The 18936-nt window shown below is 66.2% G+C and carries 11 protein-coding genes and 2 riboswitches; of the genes, 4 read left to right on the top strand and 7 right to left on the bottom strand.

Annotated features, from left to right (window positions below):
- The first annotated feature begins 11 nt into the window (after positions 1-11).
- The 3 genes from AC1Q6P_RS12390 to AC1Q6P_RS12380 all read left to right on the top strand — a co-directional run bounded on the left by AC1Q6P_RS12390 (position 12) and on the right by AC1Q6P_RS12380 (position 5264).
- Positions 12-3245: an efflux RND transporter permease subunit gene (locus AC1Q6P_RS12390; protein WP_492664116.1), complete on the top strand. Its 3234-nt coding sequence runs from the start codon at positions 12-14 to the stop codon at positions 3243-3245.
- A gap of 259 nt (positions 3246-3504) precedes the next feature.
- The gene (locus AC1Q6P_RS12385; protein ID WP_271009403.1) at positions 3505-4227 is read left to right on the top strand and encodes a substrate-binding periplasmic protein; all 723 of its coding nucleotides are present in this window, start codon (positions 3505-3507) and stop codon (positions 4225-4227) included.
- 209 nt (positions 4228-4436) lie between these two features.
- Entirely contained in the window at positions 4437-5264 is an 828-nt protein-coding gene (locus AC1Q6P_RS12380; RefSeq protein WP_492664115.1) for a nidogen-like domain-containing protein, read from the top strand.
- A gap of 80 nt (positions 5265-5344) precedes the next feature.
- Here the strand turns inward: AC1Q6P_RS12380 and AC1Q6P_RS12375 are convergent, their stop codons facing one another.
- The 4 genes from AC1Q6P_RS12375 to gcvT form a co-directional block, all read right to left on the bottom strand.
- Entirely contained in the window at positions 5345-6736 is a 1392-nt protein-coding gene (locus tag AC1Q6P_RS12375; RefSeq protein ID WP_492664114.1) for an L-serine ammonia-lyase, read from the bottom strand.
- A gap of 148 nt (positions 6737-6884) precedes the next feature.
- A complete protein-coding gene (gene gcvP, locus AC1Q6P_RS12370) occupies positions 6885-9779 on the bottom strand; it encodes an aminomethyl-transferring glycine dehydrogenase (protein WP_492664113.1) in 2895 nt (964 codons plus the stop codon).
- Positions 9780-9923: 144 nt separating this feature from the next.
- Positions 9924-10301, bottom strand: a complete 378-nt coding sequence (gcvH, locus tag AC1Q6P_RS12365; RefSeq protein ID WP_102770358.1) for a glycine cleavage system protein GcvH — start codon at positions 10299-10301, stop codon at positions 9924-9926.
- 108 nt (positions 10302-10409) lie between these two features.
- On the bottom strand, positions 10410-11540 hold the full coding sequence (gene gcvT, locus AC1Q6P_RS12360; RefSeq protein WP_492664112.1) for a glycine cleavage system aminomethyltransferase GcvT: 1131 nt from the start codon (positions 11538-11540) through the stop codon (positions 10410-10412).
- A gap of 64 nt (positions 11541-11604) precedes the next feature.
- A riboswitch (glycine riboswitch) is annotated at positions 11605-11713 on the bottom strand.
- A gap of 16 nt (positions 11714-11729) precedes the next feature.
- Positions 11730-11833: riboswitch (glycine riboswitch) on the bottom strand.
- A gap of 160 nt (positions 11834-11993) precedes the next feature.
- Between gcvT and AC1Q6P_RS12355 the strand changes: the two genes are divergently transcribed.
- The gene (locus AC1Q6P_RS12355; RefSeq protein ID WP_492664111.1) at positions 11994-14093 is read left to right on the top strand and encodes a hypothetical protein; all 2100 of its coding nucleotides are present in this window, start codon (positions 11994-11996) and stop codon (positions 14091-14093) included.
- Between the two features lie 14 nt (positions 14094-14107).
- Here AC1Q6P_RS12355 and AC1Q6P_RS12350 read toward each other — a convergent pair whose 3' ends face one another.
- The 3 genes from AC1Q6P_RS12350 to AC1Q6P_RS12340 form a co-directional block, all read right to left on the bottom strand.
- Positions 14108-14836, bottom strand: a complete 729-nt coding sequence (locus AC1Q6P_RS12350) for an RES family NAD+ phosphorylase (protein WP_492664110.1) — start codon at positions 14834-14836, stop codon at positions 14108-14110.
- Positions 14837-14848: 12 nt separating this feature from the next.
- A complete protein-coding gene (locus AC1Q6P_RS12345) occupies positions 14849-15277 on the bottom strand; it encodes an antitoxin Xre-like helix-turn-helix domain-containing protein (protein WP_102770360.1) in 429 nt (142 codons plus the stop codon).
- 140 nt (positions 15278-15417) lie between these two features.
- Positions 15418-18825, bottom strand: coding sequence for an amidohydrolase family protein (locus tag AC1Q6P_RS12340; protein WP_492664109.1), 3408 nt, complete (start codon positions 18823-18825; stop codon positions 15418-15420).
- Positions 18826-18936: the final 111 nt, after the last annotated feature.

Here is an 18936-nt window from a genome sequence, read left to right as displayed (position 1 = left end):
GGACCGGCATCATGTGGATGACTCGCGTCTCGATTCAAAACCCGGTCTTCGCCACCATGGTGATGGTGGCTTTGTGTGTGCTGGGTCTGTTCTCCTACGCCAAGCTGGGCGTGGAGAACATGCCGGACATCTCCATCCCCGTCGCGTCCGTCGATGTGCGCTATCCCGGCGCCTCGCCCGAGGCGGTGGAGCGTGAGATCGCTAAGCCCCTCGAAGAATCGCTGAACACCATCGCCGGCGTCGAACGCGTGGTGTCGCGCAGCTTCGAGGGCCGGGTGCAGGCCCAGGTCGAGTTCGGCCTGAACACCGATATGGGCCGCGCCATGCAGGAGGTGCGTGACCGCGTCTCGCTGGCGCAATCGGCCTTCCCCAAGGAAGCAAAAACGCCGACCGTGGCGCGCGCCCAGATGGAAGACAACCAGCCCGTGGTGCTGGCTGCGCTGATGAGCAAGACACGGCCGGCGCGCGAGCTGTCGATGATGAGTGAGCTCATCATCGCCAAGCGCTTGGGCCGCGTGGACGGCGTGGCCCGCGTGGACGTGGGCGGCCTGGTCTCGCGCGAGGTGCGCATCGATCTGGACCCGATGCGCTTGCGTGCCTACAACGTGACACCGGCCGAGATTGCCCAGGCCTTGCGCGAGGCCAATGTCGACCAGCCGGTAGGCCTGATCTCGGACAAGAGTGCCGATGCCATCTTGCGCGTGGAAGGTCGGGTCAAGGACCCCAAGGCCTTTGCCAAGGTGGTGGTGGCGCGGCGCGGCAATCTGGTGCTGACCCTGGGCGATCTGGGCCAGCTGGTGGAGCGTGAGCGCGAACCGGACAGCCTGGCCCGCATCAATGGTGCGGCCGCCGTGACCTTCAATGTCTTCAAGCAGCAAGATGCCAACATCGTCAACACCGGCGAGGGCGTCAAGGAGGCCATGGCCGAGCTGCGCAAGACCTTGCCCAAGGACGTGGAGCTGAACCTGATCTACGCCTCCAGCGACAACGTCAAGGACTCGCTCAACGGCCTCAAGCACACCCTGGTCGAGGGCGCGCTGCTGACGGTGGCCATCGTCTTCCTGTTCCTGCACAGCTGGCGTTCGACCATCATCACCGGCCTGACCCTGCCGATCGCCGTGATCTCCAGCTTCATCGCCGTTCATGCCTTCGGCTTCACGCTGAACTTCATGACCATGATGGCCCTGTCGCTGTGCATTGGCTTGTTGATCGACGATGCCATCGTCGTGCGCGAGAACATCGTGCGCCATGTCGGCATGGGCAAGAGCCACCAGCAGGCGGCGTTTGACGGCACCAACGAGATCGGCCTGGCGGTGATGGCCACCACCTTTGCCATCTGCGCGGTGTTTGTGCCGGTGGCCTTCATGGGCGGCATCATCGGCAAGTTCTTCTACCCCTTTGGCATCACCGTGGCGGTGGCGGTGATGGTGAGCTTGTTCGTCAGCTTCACGCTCGACCCCATGCTGAGCTCGGTCTGGAAGGACCCGCCAAGCCATTACGTCAAGAAGCTGCCGGTGATCGGCCACCTGATCCGCGCCACCGATCACGGCATGGATGTGCTGCACCGGGTTTACGAGCGCCTGATTCGCTGGGCTTTCTCGGGCCGCCGCTATCGCCTGTTTGCACTGCCGATTCCGGTCTGGGGCCGCCCATTCGACGCCGCAGGCCAGCGCGATCGCAGCGCCCCGCGCCGCCTGCGCCTGGCCACCATCACACCGCGTGGCCTGGTCATGATGGCGGGCGGCGGAAGCTTTGTGCTGGCCCTGGTGCTGGCCGGCTTTGTCGGCACCGAGTTTGCACCCAAGACCGATGACAGCTTCACCCAGGTGAACCTGCGCCTGCCCGTGGCCTCCAGCCTGGAGCGCAGCAATGCCAAGGTGCTGCAGGTCGAGGAGTTGCTGGGCAAGTTCCCCGAGATCAAGACCGTGTCCACCGTGGTCGGCGGCACGGGTGAGGGCATGGCCACCGGCCGCAACCAGGCCTCGCTGAACATCTCGCTGGTGGACCGCAAGGACCGCAAGCGCAGCCAGAAGCAGGTGGAAGATGCCATCCGCGCCGAGATCGCCAAGATTCCCGGCGTCGATGCCAGCGTGGGCGGCGACCGCTCGATCTGGATCACCTTGCTGGGCAATGACCCCGAGGCGCTGACCCAGGTCGCTAACGATCTGGTGGCCAAGATCAAGAAGGTCAAGGGCGCCGTCGATGTGGAGACTACGGTCAAGCCCGGCCTGCCGGCCTTTGCCGTCAAGCTCAAGGACTCGGCGATTCGCGAGCTGGGTCTGACCGCACCGCAGGTGGCCGCATCGCTGCGCGCCTATGTCAACGGCGAGGTGGCTACCTACTGGACCACGCCCGATGGCAACCAAGTCGAGGTGCTGCTGCGCCTGCCGGTCGAGCAACGCCAGCGCATCGATCAGATGCTCAAGCTGCCCGTGGCCTTCGCCAAGGATGGCTCGCCGATCTCGCTCGATCAGGTGGCCACCATTGAATCGGTGTTCAACCCCGAGGTGATCCGCCGCCAGAACCTGCAGCGCCGCGAGGCCGTGTTTGCCGGCACCGAGGGCCGCCCCTCGGGTGATGTCAATGCCGATGTGCAGAAGATCGTCAAGTCCATGGAGCTGCCGCCCGGCGTCAGCTTCAATGTCGATGGCGCCGGCAAGCAGCAGAAGGAAGCATTCAACGGCTTGCTGGCGGCCATGGGCCTGGCGGTGATCTTCATCTACATCGTGCTGGCCAGCCAGTTCGGAAGCTTTGTGCAGCCGATCGCCATCATGGCCTCGCTGCCCCTGTCGCTGATTGGCGTGATGCTGGCCCTGCTGTTCACCGGCACCACGCTCAATGTGTTCTCCATGATCGGCCTGGTCATGCTGATGGGCCTGGTGACCAAGAACGCGATCCTGCTGATCGACTTTGCCAACCACGCCCGCAAGGGCGGGGCGAGCATTCCCGAGGCGCTGCTGGAGGCCGGCCTGGTGCGCATGCGCCCCATCATCATGACCACGGCGGCCATGGTCTTTGGCATGCTGCCCATGGCGATTGCCTTCAACCAGGGCGGTGAGGTGCAAGCCCCCATGGGCCGGGCCATCATCGGCGGCGTCATCACCTCGACCCTGCTGACCCTGGTGGTGGTGCCGGTGCTGTATTCCTACCTGGTGCGGGAGCGCAAACCCAAGCCGGCCGCTCAGCAGGAGGCGATGCTGGCCGAGCTGCCAGCGCTTGGCGCCGGCGCCAGCGCCAGCGCTTGATGCCGCAGGCAGCCCCAGGTCTTTGACTCACGGCGGCGCCCTTCGGGGCGCCGTTTCTTTTTCTTGAGGGGCGTGTTCTCCTGTACGACAGGATCGCTCGCGTGAGTTCGGAACGATTTGCCCGTGCGCGCGGCGGGGCCGGCCGCAGCAAGGGGCTCAGGCTTGGCTATGCTGCGCAGCCATGTTCCCTCGTTTTGGTTTCTGGCGGCAGGCCTGCCGCCACACGGCGCGCCCTTGCCGATGGCTGCTCTGCCTGCTCATGGTAGCAATCGGCCCGACGCTGCCAGCGCAAGCCCAACAACGCCTGCTCAGCGAAGAGTTCGCTCCCATCAACTTCAGCGAGAACGGCGAGGCCAAGGGCTTGGCGGTCGAGGTGGTGCAGGAGATCCAGCGGCGCCTGAAGAAGGAATTGCCGATCGAGTTCCAACCCTGGGCGCGTGCCTACCGCGAGGTGCAACTGGGTGGCGAAACCGCCTTGTTCAGCATGGCACGCACGCCAGGGCGAGAGCGCCTCTTCAAGTGGGTGGGGCCGGTGGTCACCTTCTACAGCTCGATCTATGCGCCGGCCCGCGGTGGCCTGCGACTGCGCAGCATGGACGATGCCAAGCGGGCCAAGTCGGTGCTGGTGGTGCGTGACTGGTACACCTCGGAGGAGCTGAGCCAGCTGGGCTTTCGCAACCTGGTCAGCGTTGCCGATCCGCAGGCAGCCATCCGCATGCTCCTGGCCCAGCGGGCGGATTATTTCGCCACCGAACGTCTGTCCATGCCCAAGATCATGGCGCAGGCCGGCGTGCCCGAGGATGCGCTGGAGATCGTGTACAGCTATGCCAGCGCCGAAGGGTATATCGCCTTCTCGCGTGACACCCCTGACCGTGTCGTTCAAGCCTGGCAGCGGGCACTCGATGCCATGAAGCGCGATGGCAGCTTTGCGGCCATCTACAAGCGCTGGCTGCCTCAGGACAGCCCGCCAATCAAGCGCTAAGCCCGGTCTAGCAGTCTGTACCCGTGCCGCAGGTCATGGGTTTTTTGTATGCAGTTGTTACCACGTTGTCGGGTTTTCTGACAACGTTACGTTCTGTTTCGTGCAAATTGCCGCGCCACAAGGACTTGGTGCGCTGGCATGAACCCTGCTTCACAAAGCAAGTTCGCCAATGGGCGAACTTTTGTTTTGGACACTTGTAGGGATACGAATTGAAGATCAAGACTCTGTTTTCCGCCGCACTGCTGGTCTCGGGACTGGTGGCAGCGAGCTCTTCGGCTCTGGCGGGCGCTGTGCATCACACCGACCTGTTCTCGGCCAACACCTTGCCGCGCAATGACGATGGCTCCACCGGCCTGGTCAACATCGGCTTCAACGTCAATTTCTTCGGCAGCCAGTTCACCCAGCTGTTCGTCAACAACAACGGCAACGTGACGTTTGATCGAGCCTTGGACACTTACACGCCCTTCGGCCTGCAGGGCACCAACCGCCAGATCCTGGCGGCCTTCTTTGCCGACGTGGACACCCGCAATACCCGCAGCGGCGTGACCCAGTACGGCACCGGCCTGCTGAACGGCCACAAGGTCTTCGGCGTGAACTGGCTGGACGTGGGCTACTTTGACACCCAGGCCAACAAGCTGAACACCTTCCAGCTCGTCATCACCGACCGCTCGGACATCAATGCCGGCGACTTCGACTTCGAGTTCAACTACGACAAGGTGCAGTGGGAAACCGGTGATGCCACCAGCAGCGGCGGCAGCAACGGCCAAGGCGGCAATTCGGTGCGCGTGGGCTGGTCTAACGGCAACAGCAACTCCTTCGAGCTGCCTGGCTCGGCCATCAACGGCGCGTTGCTGGACGGCGGCGCTCAGTCTCTGGTTGCCGGCTCCCTGAATTCCAACGTCGCCGGCCGCTACAGCTTCAGCGTGCGCAATGGCTCGGTGCAGCCGCCCTCGACCGTGCCGGAGCCGAGCTCCCTGCTGCTGGTCGGCCTGGCCCTGGCTGGCCTGGGTGCGGTTTCGCGCCGCCGTCGCGCTTGATGATCCTGCGAGCCCTGCTGGATCCATGAAAAAAGGCGACCCGAGGGTCGCCTTTTTCGTGCCAGCGCGCGCGATCGGCGTCAGCACTCGACGATGTTCACCGCCAGGCCGCCGCGTGCGGTTTCCTTGTACTTGGTCATCATGTCGGCGCCGGTGTCGCGCATGGTCTTGATGACCTTGTCCAGGCTCACGAAGTGCGTGCCGTCGCCGCGCAAGGCCATGCGCGCGGCATTGATGGCCTTGACCGAGGCGATGGCGTTGCGTTCGATGCAGGGGATTTGCACCAGGCCGCCCACCGGGTCGCAGGTCAGGCCCAGGTGGTGTTCCATGCCGATCTCGGCGGCGTTCTCGACCTGCTCGGGCGTGCCGCCCATGACCTGGCACAGGGCCGCGGCAGCCATGGAGCAGGCCACGCCCACCTCGCCCTGGCAACCGACCTCGGCGCCCGAAATCGAGGCGTTTTCCTTGTAGAGGATGCCGATGGCGGCGGCGGTCAGCAGGAAGTCGATCACGCCCTCGTCGTTGGCGTGGTGGACGAAGCGGCTGTAGTAGTGCAGCACCGCCGGCACGATGCCGGCCGCGCCATTGGTCGGCGCCGTGACCACGCGGCCACCAGCGGCGTTTTCTTCATTGACGGCCAGGGCGTAGAGGTTGACCCAGTCCATCACCTGCAGCGGGTCGCGCAGGGCTGCCTCAGGGTTGGCGGTCAGGTCGCGGTGCAGCTGGGCGGCGCGGCGCTTGACCTTGAAACCGCCGGGCAGGATGCCCTCGGTGCGGCAGCCGCGGCTGACGCAGTCCTGCATCACCTGCCAGATCTTCAGCAGGCCGGCGCGGGTCTCTTCATCGCTGCGCCAGTGGCGTTCGTTGCGGCGCATCACCTCGGCGATGCTGATGCCGTGCTGCTTCGTCAGCGCCAGCAGCTCGTCGCCGGTCTTGAAGGGGTAGGGCAGCACGGTGGCATCGGGGGCGATGACTTTTTGCTTGCTGCCGTCGGCCGCCACCTCGTCGCTGACGACAAAGCCGCCGCCGACCGAGTAGTAGGTGCGCTGCTGGATCTCCACGCCTTCGGCATCAAAGGCCGAGAAGCGCATGCCGTTGGCATGGAAGGGCAGGCTCTGGCGCTTGAACAGCACCAGGTCCTTGGCCTCGTTGAACTCGATCTCATGCTCACCGCCCAGACGGATGCGGCCGCCGCTGCGGATGGCGTCGAGGTAAGCCGGCACCTGCTCGACATCGACCGTATCCGGCTCATGGCCGGCCAGACCCAGCAGCACGGCCTTGTCGCTGCCGTGGCCCTTGCCGGTGGCGCCCAGCGAGCCATACATCTGCGAGATCACGCGTGCCGTGCGCTCGAGCTGGCCTTCGTGGCGTAGGCGTTGCACAAACATGCGTGCCGCACGCATGGGGCCCACGGTGTGCGAGCTGGACGGGCCGATGCCGATCTTGAAGAGGTCGAAGACTGAAACGGCCATGGGGCCTCCAAGCGTTGGTGTGAGATTCGAGCACGGCCCGATGAATCAGGCCGGCCTTGTGACAAAAAAGCCGGCTGGCGTCGATGGTGAGAGGTCCATCAGACAGCAAGCCGGCTCTGGCAGGGCGGTGCCGAGCGTCCTGGGACGCTCAGGCGTAGTCGCTCATCGGCGGGCAGGAGCAGCTCAGGTTGCGATCCCCGTAGACGTTGTCCACGCGGCCCACCGGCACCCAGTACTTCTGGCGGCGCAGCGAGGCCACCGGGTAGGCGGCTTCTTCGCGGCTGTAGCCGTGCGTCCACTCGGCGGCCAGCAGGCTTTCTGCCGTGTGCGGGGCGTTGACCAGCGGGTTGTCTTCTGCCGTCCAGCTGCCGTCGGCCACCTTGGCGATCTCGGCGCGGATGGCCAGCATGGCGTCGCAGAAGCGGTCCAGCTCGAACTTGGATTCGCTTTCGGTCGGCTCCACCATCAAGGTGCCGGCCACCGGGAAGGACAGGGTGGGCGCATGGAAGCCGTAGTCGATCAGGCGCTTGGCCACGTCTTCGGCGCCGACGCCGGTGGCGTCCTTCAACGGGCGGATGTCCAGGATGCACTCGTGGGCCACACCGCCGCCCTTGATGCCCTCGATATTGCCGCTGAAGTGGATGTCGTAGGCATCGGCCAGGCGGGCGGCCACATAGTTGGCCGAGAGGATGGCCACTTCGGTCGCAGCCTGCAGGCCCTCAGCGGCCATCATGCGGCAGTACATCCAGCTGATGGGCAGCACGGCGGCATTGCCCAGCGGTGCGGCGGACACGGCGCCGATGGCGGTCTTGCTGTCGTAGCCGGCCGAACGGTGGGTGGGCAGGAAGGGGACCAGATCGGCCACCACGCAGACCGGGCCGACGCCCGGGCCGCCACCGCCGTGCGGAATGCAGAAGGTCTTGTGCAGGTTCAGGTGGGAGACATCGCCGCCGAACTCGCCCGGTGCGGCCACACCGACCAGGGCGTTCATGTTCGCGCCGTCCACATAGACACGGCCACCGTGGCTGCGCACCAGGGCGCAGATTTCCTTGACCTGGGTGTCGAACACACCGTAGGTCGAGGGGTAGGTGATCATGATGGCGGCCAGGTTGGCGCTGTGCTGCTCGCACTTGGCCTTGAGGTCGGCCAGGTCGATATTGCCTTCCTTGTCGCACTTGGTCACCACGACCTGCATGCCCACCATCTGGGCCGAGGCCGGGTTGGTGCCGTGGGCCGATTCGGGGATCAGGCAGATCCTGCGATGGCCTTCATTGCGGGACTCATGCCAGGCCTTGATGGCCAGCAGGCCGGCGTACTCACCTTGCGAGCCGGCATTGGGCTGCAGGCTGATGCCGGCATAGCCGGTGGCTTGGCACAGCCAGGCGGTCAGCTGTTCGTTCAGCTGGGCATAACCCTGCAGCTGATCGTGCGGGGCAAACGGGTGCACGCCGGCGAACTCGGGCCAGGTGATGGGGATCATCTCGGCCGTGGCGTTCAGCTTCATGGTGCAGGAGCCCAGCGGGATCATGCTGCGGTCCAGCGCCAGGTCCTTGTCCGACAGGCCGCGCAGATAGCGCAGCATTTCGGTTTCGGAGTGGTAGCGGTTGAACACCGGGTGGCTCAGGTAGGCGCTGGTGCGCTGCAGCTCGGCCGGGATCAGGCTGGCGATGCCCTTGTCGAACGCGCTCAGGTCCGGCAGGGCCTTGCCATCAGCAAACACGGCCAGCACGGCGGCCAGGTCGGCGCGGGTGGTGGTCTCGTCGAGCGACAGGCTCAGGGCCTCGGCGCTGGCGCGGCGGAAGTTCATGCCGGCGGCCACGGCGCGGGCCTGGATGGCCGCGGTCTGTGCGCCGGTCTGCACATGCAGGGTGTCGAATGCGCTGGCGTTGCCGAGGGCAAAGCCCAGGCTCTTCAGGCCTTCGGCCAGCACGGCGGTGAAAGAGGCCACGCGCTGGGCGATGCGCTTCAGGCCTTGCGGGCCGTGGTACACGGCGTACATGCTGGCCACCACGGCCGGCAGCACTTGAGCGGTACAGATGTTGGAGGTGGCCTTCTCGCGGCGGATGTGCTGCTCGCGGGTCTGCAGGGCCAGGCGGTAGGCGGGTTTGCCATGCGCGTCGATGGACACACCGACCAGGCGGCCGGGCAGGCTGCGCTTGTACTCGTCCTTGCAGGCCATGTAAGCGGCGTGCGGGCCGCCATTGCCCATGGGCATGCCGAAGCGCTGGGTCGTGCCCACGGCGATGTCGGCGCCTTGCTCGGCGGGGGCCTTGATCAGGGTCAGGGCCAGCAGGTCGGCGGCAGCGATCAGCAGCGCACCTTGGGCATGGACCGCGTCGGCGGCGGCTTGCAGGCTGCGCACATCGCCGTTCACGCCGGGGTATTGCAGCAGGGCGGCGAAGCACTCGTTCTTGCCAGCCTCGGAAGCCGGGCCTACCACCACGTTGAAGCCCAGGGGCTCGGCACGGGTGCGCACCACTTCCAGGGTTTGCGGCAGCACGTCGTCGGCGACGAAGAAGGTCTGGCTCTTGCTCTTGCCCACGCGGGCGGCCAGGGTCATGGCTTCGGCGGCGGCGGTGGCTTCGTCCAGCATGGACGCGTTGGCAATCGCCATGCCGGTCAGGTCGGTCACCATGGTCTGGAAGTTGACCAGGGCCTCCATGCGGCCTTGCGAGATTTCAGCCTGGTAGGGCGTGTAGGCCGTGTACCAGGCGGGGTTCTCGAGGATGTTGCGCAGGATGACGCCCGGGGTCAGGGTGTCGTAGTAGCCCTGGCCGATATAGCTCTTGAGCACCTTGTTCTTGCCCGCCAGCGCCTTCAGCTCGGCCAGGGCCTGGGCTTCGGTCGCGGCAGCCGGCAGGTCCATGCCCACCGAGCGCTTGATGCTGGCGGGCACCACGGCTTCGATCAGGGCGCGGCGCGAGGCGGCACCGATCACCGACAACATGCCGGCTTCGTCAGCGGCATCGGGACCGATGTGGCGGGCTTGGAATTCGGTGGCGTTCTCAAGCACCGACAGGGGCTGCAGGGCGGACATCAACATGGCAAATCCTTGGAGCCTGGCGCCGCTTGTGGCAGCCTCAGGCTGTTTGTGTTCGGGAGAGCCTGCCACAGCAAGGCGCAAGGACTGCGCTCTGTGGCAGGGGGTGCCGCGGCCTCACTCATGGAGCCGCCGCGGCCGGTTTGATCAGCTGTTCTTGACCAGCTCGTCGTAGGCGGTGCTGTCCATCAGGCCGTCCAGCTCGGCCGGATTGCTCAACTTGACCTTGAAGAACCAGCCGGTCTTCAGCGGGTCGCTGTTGGCGAGCGACGGGTCGTCGCGCAGGGTTTCGTTGACTTCGGTGATCTCGCCGGCGACCGGCATGTAGACGTCGGCGGCGGCCTTGACCGACTCCACCACGCCCGCCACTTCCTTGGCTTCGAAGCTGCTGCCCACGGCCGGCAGGTCCACGAACACCACATCGCCCAGGGCGTCTTGTGCGTGCACGGTGATGCCCACGGTGACGATGCCGTCGGCTTCGATCTGGACCCACTCGTGGTCAGGCGTGTACTTGATGTTGCTCATGCGGTGCTCCGTTGCTTTCGGAAGGTGGAAAGGAGAAAGAAAATGAAATGTAGGGTGCCCGATCGGTGCCGGGCAAGCGCGACGTGAGCCGAGCCGGCTCTCGTCCGTTCAGCCGCGGTAGTAGCCGTTGGGCGTGAACGGGGTGCTGGCCACCGTCATCGGTGTGCGCTTGTCGCGGACGATGGCGAAGACCTCGGTGCCCAGGGCCGCAAATTCCTTGGCCAGGTAAGCCAGGGCCACCGGCTTGCCCACCGTGGGGCCCAGGGTGCCACTGGTGACCACGCCGATTTCCACGCCCTCGGCGTTGACCAGCTTGGCGCCTTCGCGCACCGGCATGCGTTCGCTGCTGACCAGGCCGACGCGCTTGCGTGTGGCGCCCTTGGCCAGCTGCTCGTCCACCACGGCCGCGCCGGGGTAACCGCCGGCGCGGGCGCCACCGGCGCGGCGCACCTTCTGGATGGCCCAGGTCAGCGAGGCTTCCACCGGGGTGGTGCCGGTGTCGATGTCATGGCCGTAGAGGCACAGGCCCGCTTCCAGGCGCAGCGAATCGCGCGCGCCCAGGCCGATGGGCTTGACCTCCGGCTGGGCCAGCAGCTTGCGGGCCAGCTCGACCGCCTTGTCTTGATGGACCGAGATTTCGAAGCCGTCTTCGCCGGTATAGCCCGAGCGGGTCAGGAAGGTCTCAATGCCGTCCAGATTGAAGAAGCCGCCGGTCATGAAGGTCAGCTTGGCGACTTCAGGGTTCAGGCGCGACAGGGCGGTCACGGCTTGCGGGCCTTGCAGGGCCAGCAGGGCTTGCTCGGGCAGGGGCAAGACCTGGCACTTGTCGCCGATCTTGGCCTGCATGTGGGCGATGTCCTGCACCTTGCAGCCGGCGTTCACCACGACGAAGAGGTCGTCCGGGCGGCGGGCGATCATCAGGTCGTCCAGGATGCCACCTTGTTCATTGGTGAACAAGGCATAGCGCTGCTTGAACAGGCCCAGGTCGATGACATCGACCGGCACGATGGTTTCCAGCGCGGCAGCAGCGCCGTCGCCGATCAGGCGGACCTGACCCATATGGGACACGTCGAACAGGCCGGCGGCCGCGCGGGTGTGCTTGTGCTCGGCCATCACGCCGGTCGGGTACTGCACGGGCATGTCGTAGCCGCCGAAGGGCACCATCTTGGCGCCGAGTTCGATGTGCAGGGCGTGCAGGGGGGTCTTGAGCAGGGGAGCGGAGGAGTCAGCAGCGGACATGGGAGCAGCTTTCGAGGGCAATCATCTGGCCCACGCCCCTGAGACCGGCTCAAGGAGTGGGGGGAATGCCCTCGCTGTCCGCTTTACCTGAGAGATTGGCCACCGGCGTATTGCCAACAGCTTGCCCCTTCGGTGGACGGGCTCGAAACCCGTCTCTCTCCAGTGAGGACGCCCGACGTTTTGTGAACGGGCGTTTTATCAGTCCTTTTGCCTGAGCGTTCGCAGCGTGGGATCACCAGTGCCACTGCGCCTTCGGCGGCTTCCGCGAGGAAGCTCTCTCCTGACGGCGGCGATTGTAGCCCTGGTTTTTGCGCAAAAAGTGGCTCCGTGGCGAGGCCTCTTCGCAAATCCACAAATGCGCCGGCTTCCTCACGTTCATCACGCCATGGCGGGCGCTGCTTCTGCCTATGCTGGCCGCAGCATGAATCACGCCTTGCAGGCAACACCGCGCCCATGAGCCACACCACGCCCGAAATTCATCTCTGCATCCAGCAGCCCGGGGCCTATGTGCACTCCCTGGGCTTGCTCGATCAGGCGCGCTACTTCCGCTACCAGTTCCGCCGCCTCGGGGCCGAGGTCAGCATGGCGAAGAACCGGCTGCGCCACGGTGCGATCAATTTCATCTTTGGCGCCCATCTCGGTTTTGAGCCGGCCTTGCTCGATCGCCATGTCTGCGTGTTTGTGAACCTGGAGCAGCTGGGCGAGGGCGGCGCCCAGGTCTCGCCCGAGTATTTGCAGCTGCTGGCGAACTGGCCGGTGGTGGACTACGACGCCGCCAACTGCAGCGCCTACCGCGCCCGGCCGGATCAGGTGCCGGTGTTCCCCCTGCTGCATGCACCGTACCTGAAGCCGGCGGAATCCATCCCGCTGGAGCAGCGGCCCATCGATCTGCTGTTCATCGGCAGCATGAACGAGCGCCGCCGCGCCTGGCTGGATTGCATCGAGGCCCTGGGCTTGAGCGTGGCCTTGTTCGATGGCCCGCTTTACGGCCCCGAGCGCGATGAGTTCATCCGCCAGGCCAAGGCCGTGCTCAATGTGCATTTCTACGAGAGCAGCCGCTTCGAGCAGACCCGGGCGGCGATCTGTCTGTCCCTGGGTACGCCCGTCATCTCCGAGCGCGTGCCGGGCACCGAGGTGCATCCGGCCTTCGAGGACTCGGTCCTGTGGCTGGAGGGCGGGCAGCTGGAGCAGTTCTTCAGCGAGGATTTCGGCACGCCGGCGTTCTTTGATTTCGCCCGCCTGGCGCTGGAGCGCTTTGAGCAGGCCGACCCGGCCGTGGCCTATGCCGAGATGCTCGCCTTTGCGGCCAACCATGCCGTCGAGCGCCTGCCGGCCCTGCCGCAAGAGCCCTGGCGGCCGCAGCGCCTGCATATGGGCGCTGGCGCGGATTACAAAGCCGGCTGGCTCAACATCAGCCGCGATGCCGAGCAAGAGCCCGATCTGCTGCTCGACCTGAGCCGCCCGCTGGACCTGCCGCTGCGCGATCTGTCGGCCGCCCATGGCCCGATCGAGCTGCACGGCGAAAGCCTGGAACTGCTCGATGTCAGCGGTCTGCAGCATGAGGCCGCGGGCCTGAAGGCGGTGCTGAACCAGGCTTTGCGCCTGCTGCAAACCGGCGGCGAGCTGCAGCTGGACCTGGCCGGTGCCTTGCCACCTGAGCCTGCAGCTGCTGCGGGCTGGCTGGCCGCGCCCGATCTCTTCAGCAGCTTCTGGCAGGCGTGCGGCGAGGATTTCTGGGCGCTGGGCTGGTTCGAGCAGCGCTTCGAGCTGCTGGCCCATGCCTATTTCGATGCCCAGGCGCGGCCCTGCGAAGCCGATTCGGCCCTGGGCACGCGGGTGGTGATGCGCAAGATCGAGAGCTCGCTGCGCGAGCGCACCACGGCGCGGGCGCGCCAGAGCCGCTTGCGCCTGCCCGACGATGCCGTGGACGCGGCCCATCGCCTGTTGCCGGCCGGCCCGTCGGCGCAGGCCGGCGCGACCAAGAAGTTCAAATGGTCCATCCTCGTGCCCAGCCTGCCGGCACGGCGCGAGCTGCGCAAGCGCATGCTGGCCATCCTGGAACCCCAGGTGGCTCGCTATCCCGATGTGGAGCTGCTGGTGCTCGAGGACAACCGCAGCCGCGAGTACGGCCCCAAGCTACAGGCCATGATCGACATCGCCCAGGGCGAGTACCTGAACTTCGTGGACGATGACGACGAGATCTCCGAGCACTATGTGGACACCATCTACCCCTTGCTGGACGGGGTCGATTGCGTGGGCTTTTCGGCGCGCATCAGCGTCGAGGGAGGGCCCTTCAAATCGGTGTTCTACAGCATGAAGAACAAGGTCTGGGTCGATGCGCCCGAGGGCTATTACCGCAACCCGCAACACCTGACCCCCATCCGCAGCGAGCTGGTGCGACAGATCCCCTGGGTCGGCCACTACGGGGCGGATCGCACCTGGTCGCACAAGATGTCGGCCTCCGGCCTGCTTCAGACTGAAAACGTGACCGACGCGGTGCTCTACACCTACTACGCCACGCAGAAAGAAAACCGCGAAGGCGTCTGGCGCTGAGCGCTGCTGAGCAATCAGATCACGTGGTGGCCTGACTTCAGGTACCAGTCGGCCATGCGCTGGCCGTTCCAGCGCAGGGTCACATGCTCGGCCTGTCGGGCCGGTGGCAAGGCGGCGCGCGGGGTGAACAGGGCCACGCACTGGCCGCCGGGCTGGCGCACGCTGTCGTAGATCAGGCCCGCGCTGCCTTGCTCGCGCAGGCGCCGGGCGAAGGGCCGGGAGGCGGCGTAGGAGTTCGCATCCAGCAGCGCCAGCGCGCGAGGGTCTTGGTGCTCTGCGCGCAACTCATGCAAATCAGCCTGCACCGTGACGCGGTAGCAGCGCAAGTCCACATCGATGGCCGGCTCGGCCGTGCGGGCGAGAAAGAGCGCGCGGTGGTGGCTGACCTCGGCCACGGCGGTTTCCAGCGTGGCCGCGGCGTAGTAGACGCCGTAGCTGCCGTCGGAAAAACGGCTGCCCTCGGGGTTCAGGTGGGTGAAGGCTGCCATGATGGGGCTGCTGCCGGGGCCGCAGAGGCGCTGTTCGGGCGGCACCAGGCTCAGCTCGCCGAGCTGATCGCGCAGGCGCGGGTTACCCAGCGCCTCGATGGCGAAGACCACGGCCAGATCGGCCGGCTCGGCCACCGCATCGAACAGCAGCACGGGTGGGTAGCGGCTGGGCAGCAGGCGGCAGGAGTCCGGCCAGTGCACGGGGATGCAGGGCAGGGCGATCGGGGCAGCAGGGGGCAGGGTGGAGGAGCTCAAACGCCAGGTCTTTCAGGCCCAGCCGCCGCGCTGTGCATCCAGGTACTGGCGCACGACAAAGAGATCGGCGATCTGGCCGCCCAGCATGCGCGAAAGGGCGCTGCCGCCGCCGAACAGGGGCGCGCTGTTGGCCTTCTTGATCCAGGCATCGGCCCGCTCCGGGATGGGCAGCAGGATTTGCAGGCTGGCGTAGATGCTGAACAGATGGGACAGGCGCTCCAGCGTGGCGCCGTCCAGGCCGGCCTTGATGCGGCCGGCTTTCCAGTCGTAAAAAGTGGTGCGGCCGCAGCCGAGCAGGCGCTGCTGTTCTTCATTGCTCAGGCCCCAGGCCTGGGCCATGCGGAAAAACGTGCGCAGCGCCGCGCCGGCGGCGGCCGGGGTGTGCAGATCGGGCAGGCCCGGCTGCGGCTGGCTGTGGAAGTCCGAAGGAAGGGCGGCCATGGCGAACTCCTGGCAGGTGGGCGGCGCCGGCCTGGGCAGGCAGGAGAGGCGCCGCTGAGGAGTTCAGTGTAAGTTCTTTGGCGAATGAAAACAAGAATTCAGTACGGAGCTGAATTCCCCCTCTCGCCGCCCTCTGGGCTTCAGTCCTCCTCGCCGCCGTGACCGTGGCCATGGCTGTGTGCCTCGACCGGCATGCTGCGGCCGTCGGCGCCGTCGAAGAAGAAGGGCTTGCGGGCCTTCTGGCGCGGCAGCACCTCGTTCATGCTGCCGACCTCGAAGACCCGGCCGTTCTGCATCACATGGCTGATGCGGTCGCTCTGACGGATGTCCTTGAGCACATCGCCGTCGATGATGAGCAGATCCGCCAGCTTGCCCACCTCGAGCGAGCCCAGGTCCTTGTCCAGGCCCAGGTAATGCGCCGGGTTGGCGGTGGCGGTGCGGATGGCTTCCAGCGGCGTCATGCCGCCCAGGCCGAACATCCACATCTCCCAATGGGCACCCAGGCCTTCGCGCTGACCGTGGGCGCCGATATTGGCCTTGACGCCGCCGCGCTGCAGCTCGGTGGCGGTGCGGGCGACGCGGATGACGTTGAAGTCTTCCTCGGGCGCGGTCTCACGGCGCACGCTGCGTGACTCCAGCACGGCGCGCGGCACATACTTGCTCAGCAGCGGGTGTTTCCAGACCTCCGTGCGGGCGTACCAGTAATGTTCGCCGTCCAGGCCGCCGTAGGCCACGTTGAGCGTGGGCGTGTAGCCGACTTGCGTCTGCGTCCAGAGCTGCTTGACGTCGTCATAGACCTCGGCCACCGGCAGGGCGTGTTCGATGCCGGTGTGGCCGTCGACGATCATGCTCATGTTCAGCTGGAACAGCGAGCCGCCCTCGGGCACCACCATCATGCCGGTCTGGCGCGCGGCCTCGATCACCTGCTGGCGTTGCTCGCGGCGTGGCTGCTGGTAGCTCTTGACGCTGATGGCGCCCGCGGCCTTCTGGCGCTTGAGATGAACCAGCGCATCGTCCAGGTTGTTGACAGGGGCATTGATGCTGCCCTTGGCGCCGTAGAGGATGGAGCCGGTCGAGTAGATGCGCGGGCCGGTCACCAGGCCGGCGCGCTGCATCTCGGCTTGCGTGAAGATGTCGCCGTTGCGGTTGGACGGGTCGTGGATGGTGGTCAGGCCAAAGGCCAGAGAGGCGTAGTTGATCCAGCTTTGCTGCGGGATGATTTCGCTCTCACCCATGCCGCCGTGCCAGTGGGCATCGATCAGGCCGGGGATGATGGTCTTGCCGCGTGCGTCCAGGCGTTTCGCATCGGCCGGGATCTGCACCTGATCGGCGCGGCCGATGGCGGCGATGCGGTTGCCCTGCACCACGATCACGCCGTCCTCGATCACCTCATCGCCCTTCATGGTGGCGATGCGGGCACCGCTGATGGCGATGCGGCCGGCGGGCTTGTCGCTGACCTGGCTGAAGCCGATCTTGCGGCCGGCTTGCTGCACCGTCTCGGGCTTGAAGGTGCTGGCCACCGGTTTGCCGTCCGCATCCACGGCCGCGGGCGGGAAGGCCTCGGCCAGGCGGGCGCTGAAGAGCTCGTCGCCATGGCTGAACCAGAGCTGCTGGCTGTCGCCGCTCCACTGCATGTTTTCGCCGGCGACCACGTCGAACTGGCGCACCGGCAGCGCGTCCATCTTGGGGCCCACGGTAATGGTCTTGCCGGCCTGCGGCAGCGGCGTCACATAGGCATGGCTGCGCTCGACAAAGCCCAGCCACTGACCATCGGGCGAGAGGCTGTATTGGCTGACGTATTCGCTGCGCGCGACCTCGGTTTCACTGCGGTCCTTGAGCTCGATGCGCCAGAGCGAGCGGCGCGAATCGACCTCGCTGCTCATGCTGGAGCGGCTCACATACACCGCGTCGTTGCGGGCGCCGAACTGCGGGCTGTCGCCGTCCTTGCTGATGCGCTGCGGCTCGCCACGTCCATCCGCCGCGGTGATGTAGACGCCGTTCTCCAGGCCATGCCAGGGCGTGGTCAGGTAGCCGCCTCTGGCCTTGACGTAGGCGATCTGCCGGCCATCAGGCGAGAAGCGCGGCGAAAGGTATTTGCCGGGCGCCTTGGTGATCACGGTTTCGCGGCCGCTGGCCAGGTCCAGCTTGCGCACGCTGCCGAGCTTCTCGTCGTTCCAGCTCACATAGACCAGCTCGCGGCCGTCGCGCGAGAAGCTGGGGAAGAACTCGAAGGCCTCGCCTTGCTGCTGGGTCAGGCGGCGCGGCGCGGCATCCGAGCGCAGGTCCTTGAGGTAGAGATGGCCCAGGGCCGAGTAGACGACCGATTTGCCATCGGGCGAGGTGTTGACCCAGCGCAGCTGCTTGACGGCGAACTGATCGGGCGCCACTTCTTGCGGCACGCGCAAGGCCTCGCGCACCTCGCGCTGGTCTTTCACATGGAAGGGGATCTCGGCGGCCGTGCTCTTGAAGGGGTCGACGCGCCAGAGCTTGCCCTGGGCCCAGAGGACGATCTTTTGGGCGTCCGGCGTCCAGGCAAAGGCCGGGTAGACGCCGTTGATGGACCAGCTCTCCTGCAGATCGCGCTCGAGCTGGCCCCAGGCAGCGAACTCGCGGCCGCTGCTCAGGTCCTTGAGGAAGAGCGTGCTCTGGTTGCGCACCCGGCGCACAAAGGCCAGGTACTTGCCATCGGGCGAGGGGGTGGGGCGGACGGCGCCGCCGGCGCCTTGCACAAAGGCCTCGACCGTGCCGTCGCTGAGGTCCTGTCGGAAGATTTTGAAGATCTCGCCGTTGGAGTTCTTGTTGTACTCGAAGCTGCGGCCCGGCGTGGTGTCTTGCGAGTAGTAGAGGTATTTGCCGTCGGGCGAAAGCGCGGGCTCGCCCAGGTCTTTCTGCCAGTTGGGCTTCTCGTTCAGCTGCACGCCCTTGTTGCCGGCTGCGGCGCCATCCACATGGAAGAGCCAGATCTCGCCCGAGCCGGCCGAGCGGGTGCCGGTGTAGTGCTTGCGCGCGGCGATGTACTTGCCGTTGGGGTGCCAGACTGGGTTGTTGAGCAGGCGGTAGTCTTCCTTGGTCACGGCGCGGGCGCCGCTGCCGTCGGCATTCATCACCCAGATGTTGTCGCCGCCGCCGGCGTCGCTCTGGAAGGCGATCTGGCGGCCATCGGGTGAGAAGCGGGCCTGCTGCTCCCAGGCGATGGAGTGGGTCAGGGGCTTGGCCTCGCCGCCTTCGATGGGCAGCAGGTAGAGGTTACCGAGCAGGTCGAAGACCAGCTGCTTGCCGTCCGGGCTCACGTCCACGCTCATCCAGGTTCCGCTGCGGGTGTCGATCTGCACCTGGCGGCCGATGCCGGGTGGCTGGTTGACGTTCCAGGTTTTCTTGTCGGCAGCTTTCTCAGTCGCCTTTTCGGCAGCCGGGGCTGTTTGGGCCACACCGCTGTGCACGGCTCCCAGCAGGGCGACGGCCAGGGCGCAGGCGCGAAAGGCGGAGGGGCAGGTCTTGCCCGCGGTGGCGGGGCTCAGAAACAAAGGTGTGGCAGTGCTTGTGCTCATGGGATGACTTGGGTGAAGTGCCGGGCGAGGATAGCGACAGCCGCCTCCTGCAGCCATGAGCAATTGCCCTCTGCGGCGGGCTCCTTCGCGTCAGTTGGGCGCTGCTCGCGC

This window comes from Roseateles sp. GW835-FHT13E02, from assembly GCF_058794035.1.
Note: the sequence above shows the minus strand (reverse complement) of the source record. Positions and strands in the feature narration are given on the sequence as shown.

Bases quoted from the DNA above. Each gene is read 5' to 3' on its own strand.
- AC1Q6P_RS12390 (WP_492664116.1), top strand. From the start codon at position 12: ATGTGGATGACTCGCGTCTCGATTCAAAACCCGGTCTTCGCCACCATG.
- AC1Q6P_RS12385 (WP_271009403.1), top strand. From the start codon at position 3,505: ATGGTAGCAATCGGCCCGACGCTGCCAGCGCAAGCCCAACAACGCCTG.
- AC1Q6P_RS12375 (WP_492664114.1), bottom strand. From the start codon at position 6,736: ATGGCCGTTTCAGTCTTCGACCTCTTCAAGATCGGCATCGGCCCGTCC.
- gcvP (WP_492664113.1), bottom strand. From the start codon at position 9,779: ATGTTGATGTCCGCCCTGCAGCCCCTGTCGGTGCTTGAGAACGCCACC.
- gcvH (WP_102770358.1), bottom strand. From the start codon at position 10,301: ATGAGCAACATCAAGTACACGCCTGACCACGAGTGGGTCCAGATCGAA.
- gcvT (WP_492664112.1), bottom strand. From the start codon at position 11,540: ATGTCCGCTGCTGACTCCTCCGCTCCCCTGCTCAAGACCCCCCTGCAC.
- AC1Q6P_RS12355 (WP_492664111.1), top strand. From the start codon at position 11,994: ATGAGCCACACCACGCCCGAAATTCATCTCTGCATCCAGCAGCCCGGG.
- AC1Q6P_RS12345 (WP_102770360.1), bottom strand. From the start codon at position 15,277: ATGGCCGCCCTTCCTTCGGACTTCCACAGCCAGCCGCAGCCGGGCCTG.
- AC1Q6P_RS12340 (WP_492664109.1), bottom strand. From the start codon at position 18,825: ATGAGCACAAGCACTGCCACACCTTTGTTTCTGAGCCCCGCCACCGCG.